The organism is Fictibacillus enclensis (assembly GCF_030123385.1).
Lineage (GTDB): Bacteria > Bacillota > Bacilli > Bacillales > Fictibacillaceae > Fictibacillus_C > Fictibacillus_C enclensis.
Genome location: NZ_CP126109.1, coordinates 3,743,544 through 3,763,381, shown reverse-complemented (window position 1 = coordinate 3,763,381; position 19,838 = coordinate 3,743,544). Strand labels below are relative to the sequence as shown.

General features: G+C 38.7%; 16 protein-coding genes and 4 pseudogenes. 12 read left to right on the top strand and 8 right to left on the bottom strand.

The window, feature by feature from the left end; genetic code table 11:
- Positions 1–840: 840 nt before the first annotated feature.
- Entirely contained in the window at positions 841–1,194 is a 354-nt protein-coding gene (locus QNH15_RS19700; RefSeq protein WP_283889863.1) for a gamma-type small acid-soluble spore protein, read from the bottom strand.
- A gap of 427 nt (positions 1,195–1,621) precedes the next feature.
- On the opposite strand from QNH15_RS19700, the gene QNH15_RS19695 reads away from it, so the two are divergent.
- A complete protein-coding gene (locus QNH15_RS19695) occupies positions 1,622–1,789 on the top strand; it encodes a hypothetical protein (RefSeq protein WP_283889861.1) in 168 nt (55 codons plus the stop codon).
- Between the two features lie 847 nt (positions 1,790–2,636).
- Positions 2,637–3,344: a DUF421 domain-containing protein gene (locus QNH15_RS19690; protein WP_283889859.1), complete on the top strand. Its 708-nt coding sequence runs from the start codon at positions 2,637–2,639 to the stop codon at positions 3,342–3,344.
- Positions 3,345–3,361: 17 nt separating this feature from the next.
- Here QNH15_RS19690 and QNH15_RS19685 read toward each other — a convergent pair.
- Positions 3,362–3,523: pseudogene (locus tag QNH15_RS19685) on the bottom strand (manganese catalase family protein); the annotation flags it as partial.
- A gap of 250 nt (positions 3,524–3,773) precedes the next feature.
- On the opposite strand from QNH15_RS19685, the gene QNH15_RS19680 reads away from it, so the two are divergent.
- From QNH15_RS19680 to QNH15_RS19655, 6 genes and pseudogenes are all read left to right on the top strand, one after another.
- Positions 3,774–3,962, top strand: coding sequence for a DUF2187 family protein (locus tag QNH15_RS19680; RefSeq protein WP_283889857.1), 189 nt, complete (start codon positions 3,774–3,776; stop codon positions 3,960–3,962).
- A gap of 684 nt (positions 3,963–4,646) precedes the next feature.
- On the top strand, positions 4,647–4,868 hold the full coding sequence (locus tag QNH15_RS19675) for an alpha/beta-type small acid-soluble spore protein (protein ID WP_283889854.1): 222 nt from the start codon (positions 4,647–4,649) through the stop codon (positions 4,866–4,868).
- Positions 4,869–5,314: 446 nt separating this feature from the next.
- Positions 5,315–5,898 (top strand): annotated as a pseudogene (locus QNH15_RS19670) (glycosyltransferase family protein); the annotation flags it as partial.
- Entirely contained in the window at positions 5,891–6,340 is a 450-nt protein-coding gene (locus QNH15_RS19665) for a GtrA family protein (protein WP_347343346.1), read from the top strand. The pseudogene QNH15_RS19670 and the gene QNH15_RS19665, both read left to right, overlap by 8 nt.
- Positions 6,313–6,981 carry a phosphatase PAP2 family protein gene (locus tag QNH15_RS19660; RefSeq protein WP_283889851.1) on the top strand — a complete coding sequence of 223 codons (669 nt, stop codon included), beginning with the start codon at positions 6,313–6,315 and terminating at the stop codon, positions 6,979–6,981. The genes QNH15_RS19665 and QNH15_RS19660 overlap by 28 nt, the downstream gene beginning before the upstream one ends.
- 197 nt (positions 6,982–7,178) lie before the next feature.
- Positions 7,179–7,346, top strand: a complete 168-nt coding sequence (locus QNH15_RS19655; protein ID WP_283889849.1) for a hypothetical protein — start codon at positions 7,179–7,181, stop codon at positions 7,344–7,346.
- Between the two features lie 270 nt (positions 7,347–7,616).
- Here the strand turns inward: QNH15_RS19655 and QNH15_RS19650 are convergent, their stop codons facing one another.
- Complete coding sequence (locus tag QNH15_RS19650; RefSeq protein ID WP_283889847.1) at positions 7,617–8,612, bottom strand: aldo/keto reductase; 996 nt, start codon at positions 8,610–8,612, stop codon at positions 7,617–7,619.
- Between the two features lie 12 nt (positions 8,613–8,624).
- Positions 8,625–8,975, bottom strand: coding sequence for a YkgJ family cysteine cluster protein (locus QNH15_RS19645; RefSeq protein ID WP_283889845.1), 351 nt, complete (start codon positions 8,973–8,975; stop codon positions 8,625–8,627).
- A gap of 571 nt (positions 8,976–9,546) precedes the next feature.
- On the opposite strand from QNH15_RS19645, the gene QNH15_RS19640 reads away from it, so the two are divergent.
- Positions 9,547–10,104: a peptidoglycan-binding domain-containing protein gene (locus QNH15_RS19640; protein WP_283889843.1), complete on the top strand. Its 558-nt coding sequence runs from the start codon at positions 9,547–9,549 to the stop codon at positions 10,102–10,104.
- 1,694 nt (positions 10,105–11,798) lie between these two features.
- Here QNH15_RS19640 and QNH15_RS19635 read toward each other — a convergent pair.
- From QNH15_RS19635 to QNH15_RS19620, 4 genes and pseudogenes are all read right to left on the bottom strand, one after another.
- Positions 11,799–12,619 (bottom strand): annotated as a pseudogene (locus tag QNH15_RS19635) (ATP-dependent DNA ligase).
- A gap of 618 nt (positions 12,620–13,237) precedes the next feature.
- Positions 13,238–15,670, bottom strand: a complete 2,433-nt coding sequence (locus tag QNH15_RS19630) for a molybdopterin-dependent oxidoreductase (protein WP_283889842.1) — start codon at positions 15,668–15,670, stop codon at positions 13,238–13,240.
- Positions 15,671–15,716: 46 nt separating this feature from the next.
- Positions 15,717–16,139, bottom strand: coding sequence for a hypothetical protein (locus QNH15_RS19625; RefSeq protein ID WP_283889840.1), 423 nt, complete (start codon positions 16,137–16,139; stop codon positions 15,717–15,719).
- A 612-nt stretch (positions 16,140–16,751) separates the two neighbouring features.
- Positions 16,752–18,281 carry a multicopper oxidase family protein gene (locus tag QNH15_RS19620; RefSeq protein ID WP_283889838.1) on the bottom strand — a complete coding sequence of 510 codons (1,530 nt, stop codon included), beginning with the start codon at positions 18,279–18,281 and terminating at the stop codon, positions 16,752–16,754.
- Between the two features lie 406 nt (positions 18,282–18,687).
- Here QNH15_RS19620 and QNH15_RS19615 point away from each other — a divergent pair, with 406 nt between their 5' ends.
- From QNH15_RS19615 to QNH15_RS26330, 3 genes and pseudogenes are all read left to right on the top strand, one after another.
- Positions 18,688–19,095, top strand: coding sequence for a recombinase family protein (locus QNH15_RS19615; RefSeq protein WP_283889836.1), 408 nt, complete (start codon positions 18,688–18,690; stop codon positions 19,093–19,095).
- A 30-nt stretch (positions 19,096–19,125) separates the two neighbouring features.
- A complete protein-coding gene (locus tag QNH15_RS19610; protein ID WP_283889834.1) occupies positions 19,126–19,317 on the top strand; it encodes a recombinase family protein in 192 nt (63 codons plus the stop codon).
- Between the two features lie 49 nt (positions 19,318–19,366).
- Positions 19,367–19,705, top strand: a pseudogene (locus tag QNH15_RS26330) (recombinase zinc ribbon domain-containing protein); the annotation flags it as partial.
- Positions 19,706–19,838: the final 133 nt, after the last annotated feature.

Below are 19,838 nucleotides of genomic sequence, written 5' to 3'. Positions count from 1 at the left end.
GAAATGTTTGCGCTGCAAACCGAATCCAAGGATGCCCAAAGAGTATACAACAAAAATGCTGATCGCATAACCCATAGTATTATCAACAAGTTTAACCCAATGCTGCACGTTTAAAGGAATATAGGAGTGATTAATTTTGATGAAAAGCAAAAACAAAAGGCGAAAATGAAAGGGACTGGAATCAGCTAGACAACAATGCGGGTCAAATCGCCCATAAGATTAAATTGCTTAAGAAAACCGCGAAAAACGGAAAATCAGCTTCTCCTGATTGCCGGTGTTAACATGTGCAGGTACCCTGTTAAAAAATGCATTCAGTTGACAAGTAGAAAATAAGGCTAGCAATATAAACAGGAGGTGCAGTAAGTAGCTCTTTTATTTTTGCCTTTTGAAAGGAGTTGCGACCAGGGTTGGTGTTATTCTTTATTTATAAATTATTACAGCATTAAATCCTACAATCTTTTGCCTGAAGGCAACTAAAACAACGCCTTAGGGCGTTCTATCGCGGTTCGTTATCAAGACGATTACGTTGTATATAAGTCTTCAATTAAATCAAGGGTTTTACTCTTTGTATAGATAACCAGCTAAACATGGAAAACGTATACTAAGCAAAATTAGGTATGAGACATGGTGGGCCGAAATCAGCTCCTGAACATCGAAGATCATTTGGATTGTGTTGGTTAACATACGGTTTGAAAGTAGGAGGTAATGTTCGTTTGTAGAACATTCATTTTTCTATATTAAAATGAAATCCGAGATCGAGAAACCAAATAAAAACGTGATAACAAAAGATAAACAACCAAAAATGCTCCCTAGTGATTAAGGAGCATTCTTGTATAGAGGTTATTGTTGTTGGCCTTGTTGGCCCTGTTGACCTTGTTGGCTGTTACGTTGTTGAGACTGTTGGTTTTGCTGACGAACTTGTTGAACATTAGTTTCGCTACCAAATTCAGTCCCGTAAGATTGACCAGCCTGTTGTTGGCCTTGTTGGCCCTGTTGACCTTGTTGGCTGTTACGTTGTTGAGACTGTTGGTTTTGCTGACGAACTTGTTGAGCGTTAGTTTCGCTACCAAATTCAGTCCCGTAAGATTGACCAGCTTGTTGTTGAGCTTGTTGCTGTCTTTGACCAGCGTTTTGTTGTTGAGCTTGTTGCTGTCTTTGACGAGCAGCTTGTTGTTGCTGTTGTTGGTTATCCATGTTTTTCACCTCCATGAAATATAATTTATCCTGTATATGAGCTTTTTATCCTTTATAATCACCAATTAACTTTCTTTTATGAAAAACTGTACCCGCATTGATGCAACGGTACGGTCCTTAATAACGAAGCAGAACCATGTTTTTTACAAAGATAATTGTAATTCGGAATCATCCAGTACCTTTATTCAAGGATTTAGGAACTTTCTCGCGAACTCTTTGTCGGAAGGAGAATTGGTGAAAGCTTCCGTACTGGGATGACTCTGAGCATGTCACTTGGCCTTCTGCCACTTTGGTGGAGGGAGGTGAAGAATGATGAGAATCAACCGCAATATTTATAAAAGGATGAATGGCTTAATAAGAAAAAAGTTTATGAAAAAGGGATTTATTTCCTGCTAACGAATGGTTAGGAGCTGGAGGGGGTGAAGAATTGGAAAAGAAGTCTTATTATCATTTCATCGTTTACTATAAAGACAAGTTGGTCTTTGATGGTGATGAACATGCATTAAAAGAAATGGCTCCATCATTTGAGGCTAAACCACCGTATAAGGTCCTTGTTCCAGCTTCAGTACAAGCTATACGTCTTATTATTATTTAATTATATATTATTGTTCACTTGTTCATATAGTTGTTTTAAGTAAACTGATGCTGCAAATAACTGGTTTGATGGAAAAGTTCCTTGTGTACATCAAGATTGGAGTTATACTTGTTTGGTTTGTTACATATATATTCAGAAGTAATTCAAGAAAAAGTCCAATTTTCAGAGCCACCCTCAATGGGTGGTTTTTTGTCTGTGAAAACCAAGCTCGACAAACGTGAGCTTCGATAGGCACCTTACATAATTGAAATCTCACATCATTTCATACCAAAAATCCGCGTAATGAAAGACAGGTCATGTTGTTTTTGATGCGAAAATATTCTGTTTTCTTTCTTTTCTTGTTTAAAGATAAAAGATGAAGTTCAAATTTTAAAACAATAAGATCAAATACGATTATTATCGTCTTTACAACAAACCACCTAGGCATCAACCTTGAAGCGCGGTCTCAATTATGAAGGCAGCTAAACGCAATAAAATATGATGACCAATCGAGGATGTAAAGCGAAGCATCGTGTGAAGTCAACACCTAAGACCATGGGATAAAATATGAAATCTTGTCGGTATCCCTTAGGCACCAATGTATAAAATAATGTTCGATGGTCAGACTTCATAGTGCATCGGTTAGAGTTCAACGTCAAATCTGATGCGAATTCTGTAAGTTTCGTTATTGAAATTTCCAAGTTCCTTGTTTTGCGAACCAAATCTTATTGTTCCATCCTCTATGAACACTTTCCTAAATTTATGACTGAAGTGAAGACTCATAAGGGTAAGGATTAAAACTTAAGTAAGTATGAATTACTGTCTTTTTGGTCCATAAAAATTGTACGTTTTAAAAGAGGAGACACTTATGGAATTTGTTTATCGAGCATTCATGATATTTCTGTTTGGGTATTTGTTTTTAAGATTTACGGGAAAAAAGGCTATATCTCAAATGCACAGTTTTGATATGCTCTTTATCTTAATTATTGGGAATGTGATCAGTCAGCCGCTTCAAAAGGATAGTGTTTGGCAAGCTCTATTGTATACGTTTATGATTGTGGTGTTTTATAAAATCTTAATGTTTATTTCGATGAATAATAAATTACGATGGATTCTCTATGAAAGCCCTACTGTACTCATCCGGAATGGGGACATAGACCGTAAAGGCTTAAGGAAGGTACGTCTGCCAATGGATGAACTACTTGCACAATTACGGGTACATGGGTATACTGATACCCGGAATATCGCATTGGCTGCGATGGAAGACAATGGTCAGATCAGCGTCATTCCAAAATCAAAATATAGGGCAGTACAGCCGGGAGATCTTAAAATAAAAGTAAAAAAGGAGTTCATTCCGATTCCAGTCATTATGGATGGCCAAATTATCGACCATAACCTGAAGTATCTGCAAGTAGATAGGGAGTGGTTGTTAAAGAGGGTAAAGCAAAAAGGTACTACAGTAAGGGACATCATCCTGGGGACGATTACCGATTCCGGGACACTGCACATCGATACAAACAACCCTCATAATGAGGATAAAGGGCCATATTCCTACAAACCAGGTGAAGATAATTAAGAAAACGCAAACGCAGCGACATACTTTTTACCTTCGGGATACTTGTTAATATCTAACTGGGTACCGGGAAAAAATTGCCCCAGTCTACACCGAGTGTTTCAAGCGCCTTCGCAAACGCATTTTGTTGGGGCATCGTCTCGCACCATCAAGAAAGCAAGTGTTTCTCGTGAGGCTGAATTGACACAGGGCACCTGTAACCGTAGGTTGTTTTGAACTTTTTAACGAGGGGATAAAACCGATCCGAGATTGATCTAATCACCAATATTTACCAAAATTTTTGTTTTCTCATTTTGGAAAGGCCTGCAAAGTCCAGTTTTTTGCATTAATTTTTGCCTGTTTTCACAGCAAATATAACTTTTTCTATAAAGGAGTTTAGGATTAAAACGAATAAACCTTTAAGAACAAATCCATTTCGAAGGAGATGTAGTTATGGAGGATCTTGTGAAAGCAAATGTGGGTGAAAAAGTTTTGTTCGATAAAGAGATTATAGGCTTAGTGGAAAAGGTAAGTGAAAATGCGGTAATTGTTCAAATCATTAAAAATCACACCAAACGTGAGTTTGATAATAATAAAACAGTAATTTCTCATCGAATGTACAAAATAATGGCTAAAAACTGAGGCAAAGGGGATATTGTATGGGCTTTAGTCATTAAACCGAGTACATAGGGTTGTTCAACAAGAAAATTAAAATCGTGAGAAATCAGAGGGGCCCCACACTTAGTGGGGCTTTCTTTGGTATGTGCATGTATAACGGCGCAAGGAAGAGCGCTAAATTATTTTACTTTAAAAAGGAGATTATATTCCTTACCTAAAGTATTGAGTGATTATTCCAAAAACTTTTTGATTTACATATTGGAAACTGAGAGAATTGGCAGCAATGCATAGGGAAAAACTATTCTCTCCATATTTTTAAGGTATTCGCTCAGAATGATGCTTGAACGAGAAATTGAAACCAACATTGGTTTCTTACGGATTAACAGATGAAGCACAAGAATAAATGGGTTTCAAAATAATAGCGACCCATATAGACATGGGTCGCTTGTTTACACAAAGCTCCTGAAAGCTGAGAGAGTGACACCCTTGGCGCCTAAGAGTAGTTCCCAACCTAATAAAATTATACTGTACTTTCTAAAGAATCCAAAACCGGTTTACAAGACTTTGCGAACAACAAGAAAACCACAGGTGAAAAGAACAATTGTAAGTAAACCCTTACCCCAGTTAATAATAGGAAACATTTTACAAGTTAATGCATAAAAAATAGATTAAATTGGGATGTTATGTAAAAAAGGAGGTGAGTACATAATGGCAAATCGTAGTGGTGGTAATCGTAACCAAGTTTTAGTACAAGGTGCACAACAAGCAATTGATCAAATGAAATATGAAATCGCATCTGAATTTGGTGTGCAACTTGGAGCTGACACAGCTTCTCGTGCTAACGGTTCAGTAGGTGGTGAGATTACAAAACGTCTTGTTGCTCAAGCACAATCGCAACTTTCCGGAGGTTTTGGTGGAGCATCTCGTTAATTGTAGGTAATAATGTATAAGTTTTACTTCTCTCAAACAAAACATAAATGGATCAGGCTGCCTAAAAATAGGTAGCCTTTCCGTATTTTCGATTCAAAACTAGATCTCGTTAAAAGAGCAAAGGGATAACAAAATGAGGTCTACAATGGCAAAGCAGAAGGATTGATATCCCAATAATCATTAACATCAACAAAAGGGTAAAAAAATATCCATTTTTGTGTTAATTAAATGTAAATTTAATACATAACCATCGGTGGTTTGAACAAAAAATTTAAATTGGTTTTTTTTAAATACCGAAAAGCCTCGTCACAACTGGCATCGAGCGACCAAACAATACTGTGGTAAGGGTAAGGGTAAGGGCTCACGACCGTCGGTAATTTAGATGTTAATATTTTTCAAATTAAATTCCAGCATATTTGTTCAGTGTATTGCGCGTTCATCAGTACGCTGGTTTAATGGTCGCCAAGGATCAGGGAGACTGTGTGATATCGATTGATGCCGTCAGGATGATATCAACGACAATCCGAAGATGATTAAAAAGTACATGTTGGGCAATGAAATTGTATACGGCGTAAGAAGCAAAAGAGATACAGATACGTTTTTCAAACGGCTCACAGCATTGGGATTTTACCGTTTTATGAATAAAATTGGGATTGATCTGGTCGAGTACCATGCGCACTTCCGTCTAATGTGTTCCAGAGCCTTACATGAATTATCCAACTATAAAGAACAAAATCTTTTCCTTCGCGGCTTGGTTCCTCTTATTGGACTTCCATCTTAAACCGTTGCTTATGAACGGAAGGAGAGGAAGGCGTTGGGCCATACGGAATCCGGCTGGACCTCACTGATTATTTCGATTTGGCTCATCGGTGGTCTGCAGCTCCTCGGAATTGGCCTGTTAGGGGAATATATTGGGAAAATCTTCACGGAAGTAAAAAGACGGCCAAAATATGCCATTGAAATCGATAAATATACCAAGAAAAACACTGTTTTCCCGTCCGTTCATCTTGAAGGAACGCGAAATGATTAACCATTCTTTTTTTCGCTTCCTATTAGTAGGGGTGGCAAATACTGCAGTTGGACTATCTTCCATTTATATATTGCTTCATTGGGGAGGGTTGGGATATTGGCCGGCAACTTTTTTGGGTAATGCAGCCGGGGCATTGGTAAGCTATTTTCTGAACCGTACGTTTACCTTTAGAAGCAGTGAAAAGATGGGGAGCAGTTCGATCCGATTTGTGGCAGTCATTTTTGTTTGCTATTATGCAGCTTACTCATTAGGCAGGGAGACAGCTGACTTCTTGGCGAACACGGTTCATTTCCTTCCTTCCCTCTTTCAAAAAGATGTTTCTGTTTTGGCTGGGACTGTTCTTTATACACTATTCAACTACCTTGGACAGAGGAATTTTGTTTTCAGGAAAAAGGTGGAGAGGAGGAGACATGCATGCATAATTTTTCACGAAAAAAAATAGACCCTGCCATTGTTCTTATCCTTCTTTTTGCAGCAGGGTTCAGTCTGCTTGCATTTCTGGTAATGAGCAATGCCGTTTTCCCTGCTGACATGGCAATTATCAGCTTTGTCCAGGGATTTGAGTCTCCACTCTTCACAACCGTCATGAGATTTTTTACCTTTATAGGATCATTTCCCGTGGTCCTTGTTATCAGTGTGTTAATCCTTCTTCTCTTGTTTAAACTGTACAAACAAAAGGCGGAGCTGATCGTCTTCATGATTGTATTGGTGGGCAGCCCACTGTTTAATGAGTTGTTAAAACGATTTTTTCATCGGGTACGCCCTGAATACCACAGGCTAATAGACATCGGGGGATTCAGTTTTCCGAGTGGACATTCCATGAATGCTTTTTCTTTGTATGGAATTCTTGCTTTTCTCCTTTGGAGGCATATTCGCTCAAGAGCAGGAAGGACAGCTTTGGTACTATTTAGCGTTTTTATGATCCTTCTTATCGGTTTAAGCAGGATTTATCTTGGCGTTCACTATCCAAGCGATGTTCTTGGAGGTTTTACCGCTAGTGGATGCTGGGTGGCAGTGATGATATGGAGCTTTCAGAAATACAAAGATAAAAGGAAACAGCAAATGAAAAGTGGAGGCGACTGAGCTTGCAGTGCAAAATAAAAGTAGAAGGAATTAATCGATTTTTTCGGAGAGTCTATTTTAATGTGGACATGGAAGGTCGTGGCTAATGCTTTTGTAAACAAAAGCAATAGTGAAAACAAAATTAAAATTGTGCATAAATACCGTTTCTTGAGTACAAAAATAGGTTATTGGATACACAACCCGTTGGATGGGAAAAGATGCGCCCAAAAACTAATCTCTTTGATGAAAAACGGCAAGGTAAAGATGTAGATGTCTCCAATCATAATCTAGAAGAAATTAAACTGACAGCCAGCATTTCGGCGGAAGAAGGACTTTCCGTCCTTCAAAATCATTATAGCTTGCTTTGCCGTTCATATGAAACCTGATTCCAGTTTGATAATGGTTCGCCTTCTTCATTTTCCGTTTGAGTAGTCAAATACTTAAAGAGGGAACGGAGAGCATGGCAGCTATGCCGACTTATTACTGTGGTGAGGTGTGATTAACGTCTTGTAGATTCGACCTTCTTGTAGGGAGTCTCAAAGACACAAAAAATCTGATCTCCCTTACAGAGATCGTGTAAAGCTCTAAGAATAAGAGCGGTTTTTCCAAGAAGGCCTGTGACTGACTGCAGGTCTCTTATATTTTGGTGAATTTTGTTAAATGAACCATTTTTTTCGTGGTATTGGGTAATATTCACCGGCGACAAGTTCTGGCGGTACGGCTTTTTCAATTCGTAAAAGGTCAGATGAACTTAAATTCAGCTCGACTGCCCCGATTGCATCATGAAGTTGTGATTGCTTTCTAGCACCAATCAATGGGATAACATCCTCACCCTTAGATAAAGCCCATGCAATGGAGATCTGTGCGATGGTTACTTGCTTTTCTTCAGCAATTTCATGCAATGCCTCTACAAGAGCTAAATTCTTTTCAATATTTTCATTGGCAAACCGCGGACCATTTCTGCGTTTATCATCCAAATCTAACACCCGATCTTTTGACCATTTACCACTCAACAAACCTCTGGATAGGACACCATAAGCCGATAGCGAAATGCCTAATTCCCTTAGAGTTGGCAAAATATTTGATTCAATGCTCCTATTAAATAATGAGTATTCCATTTGCAGCCAACTAATTGGATGTGATGCATGTGCCCGGCGAATTATATCCACTCCTACTTCAGAAAGACCAATGTAACGCACATATCCCTTTTTGACCATATCCGAAATCGCACCAACCGTTTCTTCAATTGGAACGGTGGGATCTAGGCAGGCTGTGCCTGGTTGATAAAGATCGATGTATTCAGCACCTAAGCGAATTAAGGTATCCTCAAGGAAATTCTTTATTGTATGAGGGTGGTTGTCATTCTCCCGATAACTCTTGCCTTGTGAGTGTAGTTTACCATCGAATTTTACTGAAATGAATGCTTTTTCCCTCTGGATTCCTTGTAAAGCTTCACTTAGAAGTAATTCATTGTGTCCATCCCCATAGAAATCCCCTGTATCAAAGAGTGTAATGCCTTCCTCAAGTGCCGCATGGATTGTTGCAATACTTTCGTTTCGATCTGTTTTACCATATAGCCATGACATCCCCATACAACCAAGACCAATCTCAGAAACCAAAGGACCGTTTTCACCAAGTGCTCGTTTTTTCATTGATATATCCCCCTATCTAAAGTCTTCCCAGGTAATATCCACCGTTAAAATTTCTGCATGCTTTCCTTCAACAAATTTATTTAAGCTCTTTGTTGCTAACTCTGGTTTTCGAAAACAAACCAATTCTTTGTAATATCCAAACTTACGGCAAATTTCCGGTCTTACGGAGTGTATGCCACATCTATCTTTATCTAAATCATAAAAAATACATGTTCCATAATATCTGCTTTGATTCTCTAAATCTAAACGTACTTTAATAGGCATGGATTTTATTTTCTTTTTTATAATCTTAACTTCGCCTACACTGACAGGAACAGGACCGCAACATAACCCTTTACAACCTTGACATGGTAATGTCTCCATATTTACACTCCTTAATAAATATTTTTATCATTCCTATTAGATTAGTAGTGTAAATAACATATGAAAAAGCCTCGCAAAAATGCGAGGCTTTAAAAAATCTTTTATCGAAGAACTTAGTTTCATATGAAATCTTAGACTTAGGGCAAGAAGGTAAGAGGCCATTCTTTAAATGTATTATAACATAAATTCAGCATATTCTCAATAATTAGTTTTTTAAGATATAAAAGAAAAACCGGTCTAATCAGCAAGTTTCTTTTTCATATCAAGGCTAAATCCTGCTGGCTGCAATATACGGAGTTTGTAATGGTACGATTCCAAGTCAACGAACGGGTTTGAACCGTTACCGTAAAATGGTTAACAATAGGAGGGATTATAGTGGAATTAATGTGGTTTATTTTTTCTGTAGAAACTTGTTGATTGTAAGTAGACCGTGCTTGAACATTCCTGATTGAGGAGAGAAGAGGGGTATCTTTATATGCATTTTTATTTTATGGGTTGCTATGTACAAGAATTCGGGTGTAAAGTGAAATTGTTGTATTTTTTACAAATATTTGTAAGGAGGCAAAAGTGTATGAGCATGAAAAAATCGTTGATCTGTTTTTCAGCAGCAGGATTTCTTGCACTGCAAGCTTTACTCCCAGCCGCGGCGAACGCTAGCTCCGAGGTGAAATCAGAAAAAATGAGCGTGGCAGATCCTTATCCCGGCCATGTCATTAAATACGGGGACCGTGGATCTGATGTTAGAAAAGTACAAACACAGCTAAACAAGAATCGGATACCGATTACGGTGGATGGAATCTTTGGTAATGTGACTCTTAAGAAAGTGAAGCAGTTTCAATACTATCGTTACTTAAAGGCGGATGGTCTTGTAGGTCCTTCCACATGGCATGCTCTATATCACACGCCAGTGCCTTATCCTGGACACGTCATTAAGCTGGGTGACCGAGGCCAGGATGTAACAAGGATTCAGGCACGCTTAAACGATGCGGGGGGTTCGATTAAAATTGATGGCATCTTTGGACCGAAAACAGAAGTGAGAGTAAAAGGTTTTCAAAAAAAGCATCACCTTAGAGTGGATGGGATCGTTGGCCGGGAAACATGGGAAGTCTTATTTAATTACGAGGAATAGAATATAAAAAATGAGGCATCGGGAGAACTCATCCTGGTGTCATAGCCTCATAGAAAGGGATCTTCTTAGGTTAATAGGTCTAGGACGGTGTCGCAGTGTCCTAGACCTATTTTGGTTTAAGTGTTGGAATTCATCTGAATATCTTGAATCTGACTTAGTAATTGAAGAGCATTATACAGCAGCTGGTTATCAGTACCTTTTCACGCATGCCACTTATTTTTGCGATACTTTTTACTCCAATTTCGCCTATTAAATCGTTTATTTCTTTGATAACCCCTAAGTCTATATCGTTTCGGTTTACAGTTGCACCTGGCTTTACTGAACCTAAAGGAATCACCATTTCAGTGTTTGCTCTTTTGTGATTATCTTCTTCAACAACGCAGTAATGTCTACCGCCGTATTCGGATTTCGCATTATAGCCTAAATCTACAGATAGTATGACGCCCGGATCATATTTTAATGTATCGGTTTCAGAGTTAAATGTGCTTTCTTTTGCGATGTAATCTGTATGAGTGGTAATCCAATCAAGAAGATTTTGCTGATTTTTGTAATCTAAATTATTTAATATACACTGTTTGTAATTGTCGAGAACAGTATAAATGTTATATACCGTTTTGTGTTTCCACCTATAACCAGTGTTTTTTGGTATATTTGGAAAAGAAACACATTTTTTATATAGGGGGTCGGGATTACATTGCCGGTGACTTTAAAAGATCCCTGAAAGATAAAGAAGATAAAGAGAAGGACGAGAAAGCTTAATAAAAAAAAGATATAAAGTAAACAATAAGGGCGGAGGTTGATCGCCCATGTTAACGTTAAATATGATTGCTGGATTTTTGGGTGTAATGTTTTTCTTTTTAATTTTCTTTTATGGTCTCATTCGAGCATTTGTTTTAAGAGCAGGGGATCGTCGCGAGAATTCAAATTAGTAAGGTAGTTATACACCTAACGAATTGTCACAGAGAACGCGAGAGAAGCACATAATAGCAAAAAAAGCGGTTATTTTCTCAGCATTTTTGGGAACAAGAATAAAGACGACGTTCACAGACCCCTTTTCTCTCATTTTTTGTTGCACCGAAAGAGTCCGTTTTAAGGGCTCTTTTTACATACTAAATAAAACATTTTTTTGTTTACTTGAGTATTAGGATAGAATGTAATTGCGGATCAGAACATATAGGTTGGGTTGCCAAGGTGTTCTTTTTTTGTGCAAAAAAGGATGTATTCTTTTATAAATCACAGGGTACCATAAAGACATGCCCCCTATTCTGTCCTGGAATTTCTTAGCGGAGCGTACAGAAAAAGAGTCCGCCGCATCGGACTCTTTTTTTAATGGGTTACGGGGTATTATTTATTCATCACAGGGAATCATTATAAGACATGCCCTCTTATTCACCCCTTTCAAGGTTGAGAGCAAACAGAAAAAAGAGTCTATCACACCGGGCTCTTTTTTGTTCTTTTTTTGTTAGAAAAGAACGGGGTATATTTTATTCAACACAGGGCATCATAAAGACAAGCCCGATTATTCAACTCCTAACTTTTCTTGGTGGAGCAACAGAAAAAAGAGTCCATTAATGGGCTCTTTTTTAAATTCTTTTTCATAAAGAATGTTTACATCAATTTAGTTATACAAAGATACAAATACGGCTATATCTTCCTTTATCTCGGCCTAAACGAAAAGAGAGACAAGGGCTCACCTAATCGATCCAATGTTCAAAGGATGGGGTTCGTAATTTACCGGCTTTCGTGAGGTTTCGGTATTTAACGAGTCCTTTTATTTTTGGTCTCAGAAAGAAGTAATTATCATTCTGGCCAGATATGTGGTCGCGGTATCGTGAATAAAGTTCCATTCGATCGGCGGGTTTCATGAATTCCATTAATCCGGCGGGCGATCCGTTTTCAAAGGATAGAAGTACACCAAATTCATTTTTTCGAATCCCGGTAAAGTAAACGGGTTCGTATTGATAGTTGATCACCTTCAGCCAGTTTTTCGATCGTGCATCAGCATTATAGAGGGATTTTGATTTCTTCAATACGATTCCTTCTAATCTTTCTCTTTGACCAGGGCGAAATAGTCTAATCCTCTTCCGACGATATGTTGGACATAGGCGGCGTGAGGATGTTGCGGCAGGATTCGCTTCAGGAGTTCTTTCCGTTCGATCAACGGCAGATACATCACCGAATCATGATCATAGTAAAGGATATCAAACGCGCAGAAGGTTACGTGATGTTCGGATCGTCTGGATTGAAATCGTTCCATCATGGCATCAAAGTCCGGGCATCCTTTCTGATCCGTAACGATGATCTCTCCATCGAGGATCGTTCCGTATGGAATGTCGATCGAATGCAGTTCAGGAAAAAGCGCGGTTACATCGTTATGATGTCGTGTATATAGTTTCATTTGATCGTCCATCTTTGAAACAATCAAACGGATTCCATCTAACTTTAATTCTGATATGTAATCAGGATCGTCAAAGGGTTCATTGGATTTGTGCAATAACATAGGAGAAATAAACATTTAGTGATCACCAATTGTCATTGTAGTGCTTTAAAATAGAAATGTAATTAGGTAATTGATGGAAATGTAATTAAAGTGAATCTTATGACAATAATACACAAAAGGGCACGCTAACTCTCTTGCCACAACCAGTCCATTTTTCACGTATCTTATGCCAATGCGATAAATATTTTTGAGTAATTTCTATCTCCAATGAACACAGGGTTGATACCGTATACGGTCACACAACCTGGGATTCGATCCTCAAGGCCATCCGAGAATACAGAAATAGGTGCTAACGAAAAAAGCTACCAGTGGTAGCTTTTTTTCTATTCTCCGACCAGGCCGTCATGATCATTGTCACGCATATACTTGTATAACCAGTGGTCTCTCTTGAAGAATTCGGGCACGTTTCTCAACAAAGTCTTGTAAATCATTCAATGTGCCCGCCTTCTTTTTCCGCTGTTATACTATTAACTTTTATTTTGAAGATAATTATAATAATACATTCCATAGGCCCTCAGACGATTCAAATCTGAGGGCTTTTTTGAAAATTAAATTAGAACCCTGGGAAGAAATAAAAAGGGAAAAATCTTTCATAGAAGTTCTTTTTTATTTACAAAGTTAAAAATCCCTTTTTTAAAACGAGCCATCCTTCAACTCTGGTAAATACGGTGGTATCGGTACGTTTATGGTTGATGCCGGTACCTCAAGTATCTTTCCAATTTGAATATCGTAGGGTGAAATTAATGCGTTGGCTGTTTGTAAGTTTTCAACAGATATGCCATATTGATGAGCCAGAGATTGTAAAGTGTCTTCTTCAGTAACGATATGCTGGGTCCGCAACTTTTCGATTTTACATGCTGATTGCTTAAATGTTGGCTGTTTGGATAGGGGATCGGTAAAATCCGCTGTTAACTCATTTACGGCTTCCCGTCCTTCCCAACTGCCAAAATGAAATGGAACAAACACTAATCCTTTTTGTACCACATTTCCAATTCTGGCAGGAACCTCAATCCATCCACGAGGGGATGAGATACGTATCAATTCTCCGGGAAGAAGAGAAAGTAACTCTGCATCTGCCTCATTGATTTCCACATAACCTCGAGGAGCAGCTACATGCAAGTGAGGTGATCGAGCCGTTTTTGTCCTTGTATGCCAATGCCAAACAAGTCGTCCTGTCGTCAGCCACATAGGATACTCTTTTGACGGCTGTTCAGCAGGTGGCAAATAGGTGATTGGATAAAGGATAGCCCGACCATTTGGATTTTTCTTTTCATACTCTATTTTTGTTAAAGGGCGTCCTGTAAATTGATGTTTCGTAAAACTCTGGGTATATTCTGTTTCTGTAGGAAATTTAAAATCAGTATATAATCGAGTTGTACCCTCAGGATGCTCTTCATTTACAGGCCAGCGAAGTCCGTTATATTTTTCTAACTTATCGTAAGTTATCCCGCTCATATCACAAGGACGGCCACGAGAGACATTTTTCCACTCTTCAAAGCATTCTTCTGTTGTTGTGTAAGAAATTAACGGATTTCCATCACGATCCTTTAAGCCCATCCGTTTTGCAAAATCCAACAAAATTTCAAAATCAGTTCTTACTCCTTCCGGAGGGTTTACGGCTTTTCTTAATAAATTAATCGTTCGATCTGTATTCTCCATAACTCCCTCTTTTTCTCCCCATATAGCAGTTGGCAGAACAACATCCGCAACGGTCGCCGTCTCAGTTAAAAATGGATCCTGCACTACAACGAATGTTTTTTCAAATGCTGCTTTGGCTCGCCGTCTATTCGGAAGAGAAACCATGGGGTTGGTGCCAATATTCCAAAAGAACCCGATTTGGCCCATTTCCATCATATCAATTTGTTCCTCAATCCCTTTTTCCGGACCAACCGGAAGTTTCGCTTCATCCATATTCCATAGCCTTGCTATCTCTTGTATATGTGACGGATTGGCCGAATTCCGCTGTGCTGGAAAAGTTCCCACTCCTCCTGCAGACCGGTTGGCGGATGAACTCGGCTGTCCTGCCATATGGAATGGTCCGGAGCCTGGCTTGCCAATTAATCCTCTTATCAAATGCATATTATTAATGGCTACACAAGCTGTTGTAGCGTCAGCGCTTTGATAGACTCCCTGCAGAGTGGTGGTGATAAGTGATGGAGTTTTCCCCAGATGGGCTGCCACAAGCAGGAGAATGTCGATAGGTACCCCCGTTACTTCTGACGTTTTCTCCGGGGTCCAATATTTTACCGATTCCGCCATTTCTTGAAACCCGATTGTATGGTTATCAATAAAACTTTGATCAATCCAGCCATTTTTTAAAATCAAATGAACAATTCCATTTAAAAGAGCTACATTTGTTCCAGGATAAAGCTGAAGATGAATATCCGCTGCCTTTGCCGTGAGGGTTCTTCTGGGATCAACCGTGATGATGAACGGTTTTCCAGTTTTTTTCTTACGCTCCATAATCCGTTCAAACAGTACTGTACCCGTTTCCGCTACATTATGACCAAACAGCATGAGCGTTTCAGTTTCATCGATGTCATCAAAGGAAGCCGGGCTGCCATCCGCCCCAAATGATTGAAGCAGGCAAAATTCAGTGGTAGCTGTACAAAGCCGGGTATTGGCATCCAGTAAGTGAGTTTGAAGGCCGGCTCTGCCGATTTTTGCAATTGTGTAGTAATCCTCTAAAAAAGCTTGACCGGTTGAATAAATGGCAACGCTATTTGCCCCTTTCTGCTTTAGGGACTCGGTCGCTTTTTTTACAATTAAATCCATCGCCTCATCCCATGTAGCAGGAACCAACTTACCGGAAGAATCACGGATCATGGGAGTTAACAGACGGTCCGGGCTATTATTGGCATACCACTGATTTTCCCCTTTGGGGCCAAGTCTGCCCCTGTTAATGGGATGGGCACTGTTCCCCTTAATTCCAACTATCTTCTCATCTTTCACAGCAATATAGCAGCCACAGCCAATTGAGCATATGTTACAGGTACTGTATACCCACTTATCAACATCTCCCTGGCTGTAAACATTTATATCGGTTCTTTCAGTTTCCCAGGACATTAAACTTCCTCCTTGGATATTAGTTGTGAGAAAAAAGATCTTCCTGTTAGCGAAGGAAAGATATGTAAAAAGAAGGAATGATATACTTCGTTTGCTTAGCTCCATATATCTTTTCCAATTCGGCAGCTGAGTGTTCGAGGTTGGTCTTAATCTCCTGGAACAAAGGCTCCAAATTTCTCACTGATTCCAGGTAGGGAAGGCTCATCCATTCAACCGCTCTTTTCCATGCTCGAAAAGTAGGGTTGGCTATTTCATTATCATGATAAATAATTGTCAGAAATTCTGTCATGTTCTTTAGTTCGGCCCCATCATTAGAAAGCTCTAGCATTAGCTTTTTAACCATGTCTAATTGCTCTTTCAAAATAGTTTGAAGTAAAATCGCAATCGAGTGATCAGAATTTTCTATTTCCTTTAATGCTTTTTCAGTTTGGTTTTGAAGATCTGAAAATAACTCTTTCAGTTGTAACAATAAATTCCCCTCTTTCTTAAAAAATTAGAACACTGCTGTCAGGTCACATTCTTACTAGATTTCCCAATTAGTTTAGAAGTATACTTTAAGTAGAACCATTTTACTTCATTTAAAGTAAAAATCGGTTGGGTTTCAAATGGCGTGCAAAACGTAGCACCTTATGATAAACCACCAAAAATGCTCCCTAGTGATTAGGGAGCATTCTTTTATTGAGGTTATTGTTGTTGGCCTTGATGTCCTTGTTGGCTCTTACGTTGTTGAGACTGTTGGTTCTGCTGACGAACTTGTTGAATATTAGTTCCTACCAAATTCAGTCCCGTAAGATTGACCTGCCTGTTGGCTGTCTGTGATGACTCTGAGCATGTCACCTGGCCTTCTGGTACTATCTCTTTAAGCTTATGGAAAAAAGAAAAATTTGAAAACGATTCTAAGTTATAAGAGTTAAGAAAAAGGTTGTTAACAAAAAATAGCCTATTACAGTTCCATAGGGACCAATACATCCTATAAGAAAAGACGTTATATCTTAAGTAGTATACCTATCCGACCTATCCGCACCCTTGGTAATTCTCCACTTGAAAAAACCCAGTTGCAAAAGCAAATGGGTTTTTCCTATTATCTTATAACTATATACGGTCTCATCATCTCGTAATCCTCGTGCTCCAATATATGACAGTGCCAAACGTACAATCCTGTATACGGCCCAAACTTCATGATAATTCGTGTTACTTGCTCTGGATTAGCCCTTACTGTGTCTTTTTCTCCTTGTTCTTGGGGATCGGGGGGAATTATTGGTCCGGTATAATGGATGACCCCTTCTTTATTATATTTGTCAACATCAAAAGGTCTTCGGTCTAATACTTGGAAACCAATCAAGTGGATGTGAATGGGATGTGAATCCGTCGTTAAGTTAATGAGATACCAAATTTCGGTTGATCCTAATTTAGGATTTTCGGTTATGGGGGCAGCCCATCGTTTATTATCCAAAAGCATGAATTCCCGTCCATATTGATCCGTATTATCATTTAAGGTGAGGTATCTTACATTTGAAGCCATCTGTTCATTTAGCTTTTGAATGGGTTCCATGTCCTGGGGAATAACACTCGTATCAATACTTGAGAGTGGAATTGATACTCTAAATTGCATTATTGTCTTTACCAAATTTGCTGAATCTCCATCTGGAAAAGGTGAGGTGGCATCATTTGTCATGATAATGTTCTTTCCTTCAAGATTCGTAAAGTCAATGATAACATCTGTTCTTTCTGCAGGAGCTAGTAAGATTTCTTTGATCCCTACCGGATATTCCTTTAATCCGCTATCCGTCCCGATTTGATAAATGAATTGTCCTGAATCAAGTTTTATCCTGTAAAAACGGGTATTAGATCCATTTAAAAGACGAAACCGGTATTTTCGTGGTTCCACATTTAAATAGGGCCATACTTTTCCATTAACAAGGATGGTGTTTCCAAAAAATTCATGGATGATGGATGTTTTTAATTCTTTGATCGGTTTTGGTGGCTGGTTTGGATAATATAATGAACCGTCTGTATGAAAAGATCTGTCTTGGATCATAAGAGGGATATCATATTTACCGCTAGGTAAATTCAATAAACGTTCCTTTTGATCTCTTATAAGATAAAAACCTGCCAATCCCGCATATATATTGAGTCTAGTAATCCCAATCGTATGATCATGGTACCATAGAGTAACAGATCTCTGGTTATTATCGTACTGATATACTTCCTTTTTAAATTTTGGACCAACTTTTGCAAATCCATTGGTGAACCATGCATCAGGATAGCCATCGCTATCCGATTCAACACTAGCACCATGGACGTGTACTACTGTTCGTACATCCGGTACATCTCTATGGGCACCATGCACAGTATAATCTATTGGCAAAAGGTGTTTATCAGGAAGATTGTTGATCCATTTAATATATACTCTTTCTCCACTCTCTACTTCAATTGTAGGACCTGGATAGCTGCCTTCATAACACCAAACAGTTGTATCATTTAACTCACTATGGAGTGATTGCTTAAATTCCGTCATTTTCACTTCATAATAAGTCTGAAAGGAATCTTTCCATCGAGGTTTTAAAATAGAGGGGATAGGAAGTTCGTCTACAAATTTGGAGAGAATCATATTTATGCTCCTTTATAACCGCAATGTTCGATTCATCTTAATAAAGGATATAAATAATACAGGTCCTGTATGACAAACTCAAATGGTTTTTGCAAATATACCTATTATAAGAACTATTTACGCAACCCCTTTACTTTACCAGTCCTCCAATTAACCTTAAAAAGAAAAATTTGATCATGTAGCGATATTCAATTGGATAGCAAGTTTTAGGATCCTTTTAGGCGTCATTTTTTATTTATAGATCATTTTTTTCGGCAGCCACATGAAAGTAACCAAGCCATTATTGCATATCCTCTAAAGAGGTGATGCAAGGTGCATATCAAAATCATTGAAGGAACCTCTACTGACAAAATAAGGTTTTCTTACTACTCTTACCTTAAAGATAAATACAGAAGGGAGAAGCTCAATGATCGCGATCTATGCAAGGGTAAGCACGGAGGAGCAGGCAAAGAAAGGCTTCAGCTTGGAAGATCAGATCAAAGAATGCAGGAAGAAGGCAAAAACGGATGAAGTGATGGAATATATAGATCGAGGAGTTTCAGGAGAAATACTTGATCGTCATGCACTGACTAAATTACGCAATGATGTTAAAGATGGACTAATCACTAAAGTCATCTGTTTGTATCCAGACAGACTCTCCAGAAAGTTAATGAATCAACTCATTATTACCGATGAAATTGAAAAACGAGGTGTAAAGCTCGTTTTTGTAAATGGGGAATATACAAAAACTCCTGAGGGCAACCTTTTCTATAGTATGCGTGGAGCTATCGCGGAATTTGAAAAAGCTAAAATAAATGAACGGATGAGCCGGTGAAGAAAAGAAAAAGCCCGGCAAGGCAAGGTTTTGCGAAACTTTCAAATTTATGGGTATGATTACGATAAAGAGCAAGGGAAAATCATCATTAATGAAGAAGAAGCCAAAATTGTCCGCCTTATTTTTGAGTTGTTCACCCAGCCGAACTCAATGGTGGAAGGCATTAATGGTATAGCCAAATATTTAACAAGTAAAGGGATCCCTACCAAACGGGGGGGCTAAAGTATGTCATCGCCAGGTCGTTCGGCAATTATTGATTAACAGAGTGTAAATGGGAGAATTTTATCAAAACCGCTGGAACACAGAAGGATTGCTAGGAAACAAGTATAAGTCCAAAGAAGATAGTGTTCCAATGACAGTCCGGCCAAAAGAGGAATGGATACGAATCGAATGCCCTTCGATCATTGAAGAAGAGGTATTTAATCATGCTCAAAGTATATTAACAGAGTCAAGACGGAGATGGGCCAAAAAAGCCAAGAACGAATATTTGTTAAGTGGACTATTACGCTGTGGAGACTGTAATAATACGATGGTTGGTGTTAAATCAAAGAACTGGGGACAGACCGTTTTTATTTATACTGATAAAAAGAATACTTCTGGTGCGAAAAATCCAGGTTGCGGAAGAAGAGTTTATGTACCTAAATTAGATGAAGAAGTATGGGAAACGATATTAGAATGGTTAAATGCGCCGGAAGAAATTGCAGTTGCGACCGAAAGAGAAGAGGAAGAAAAACCTACCGACT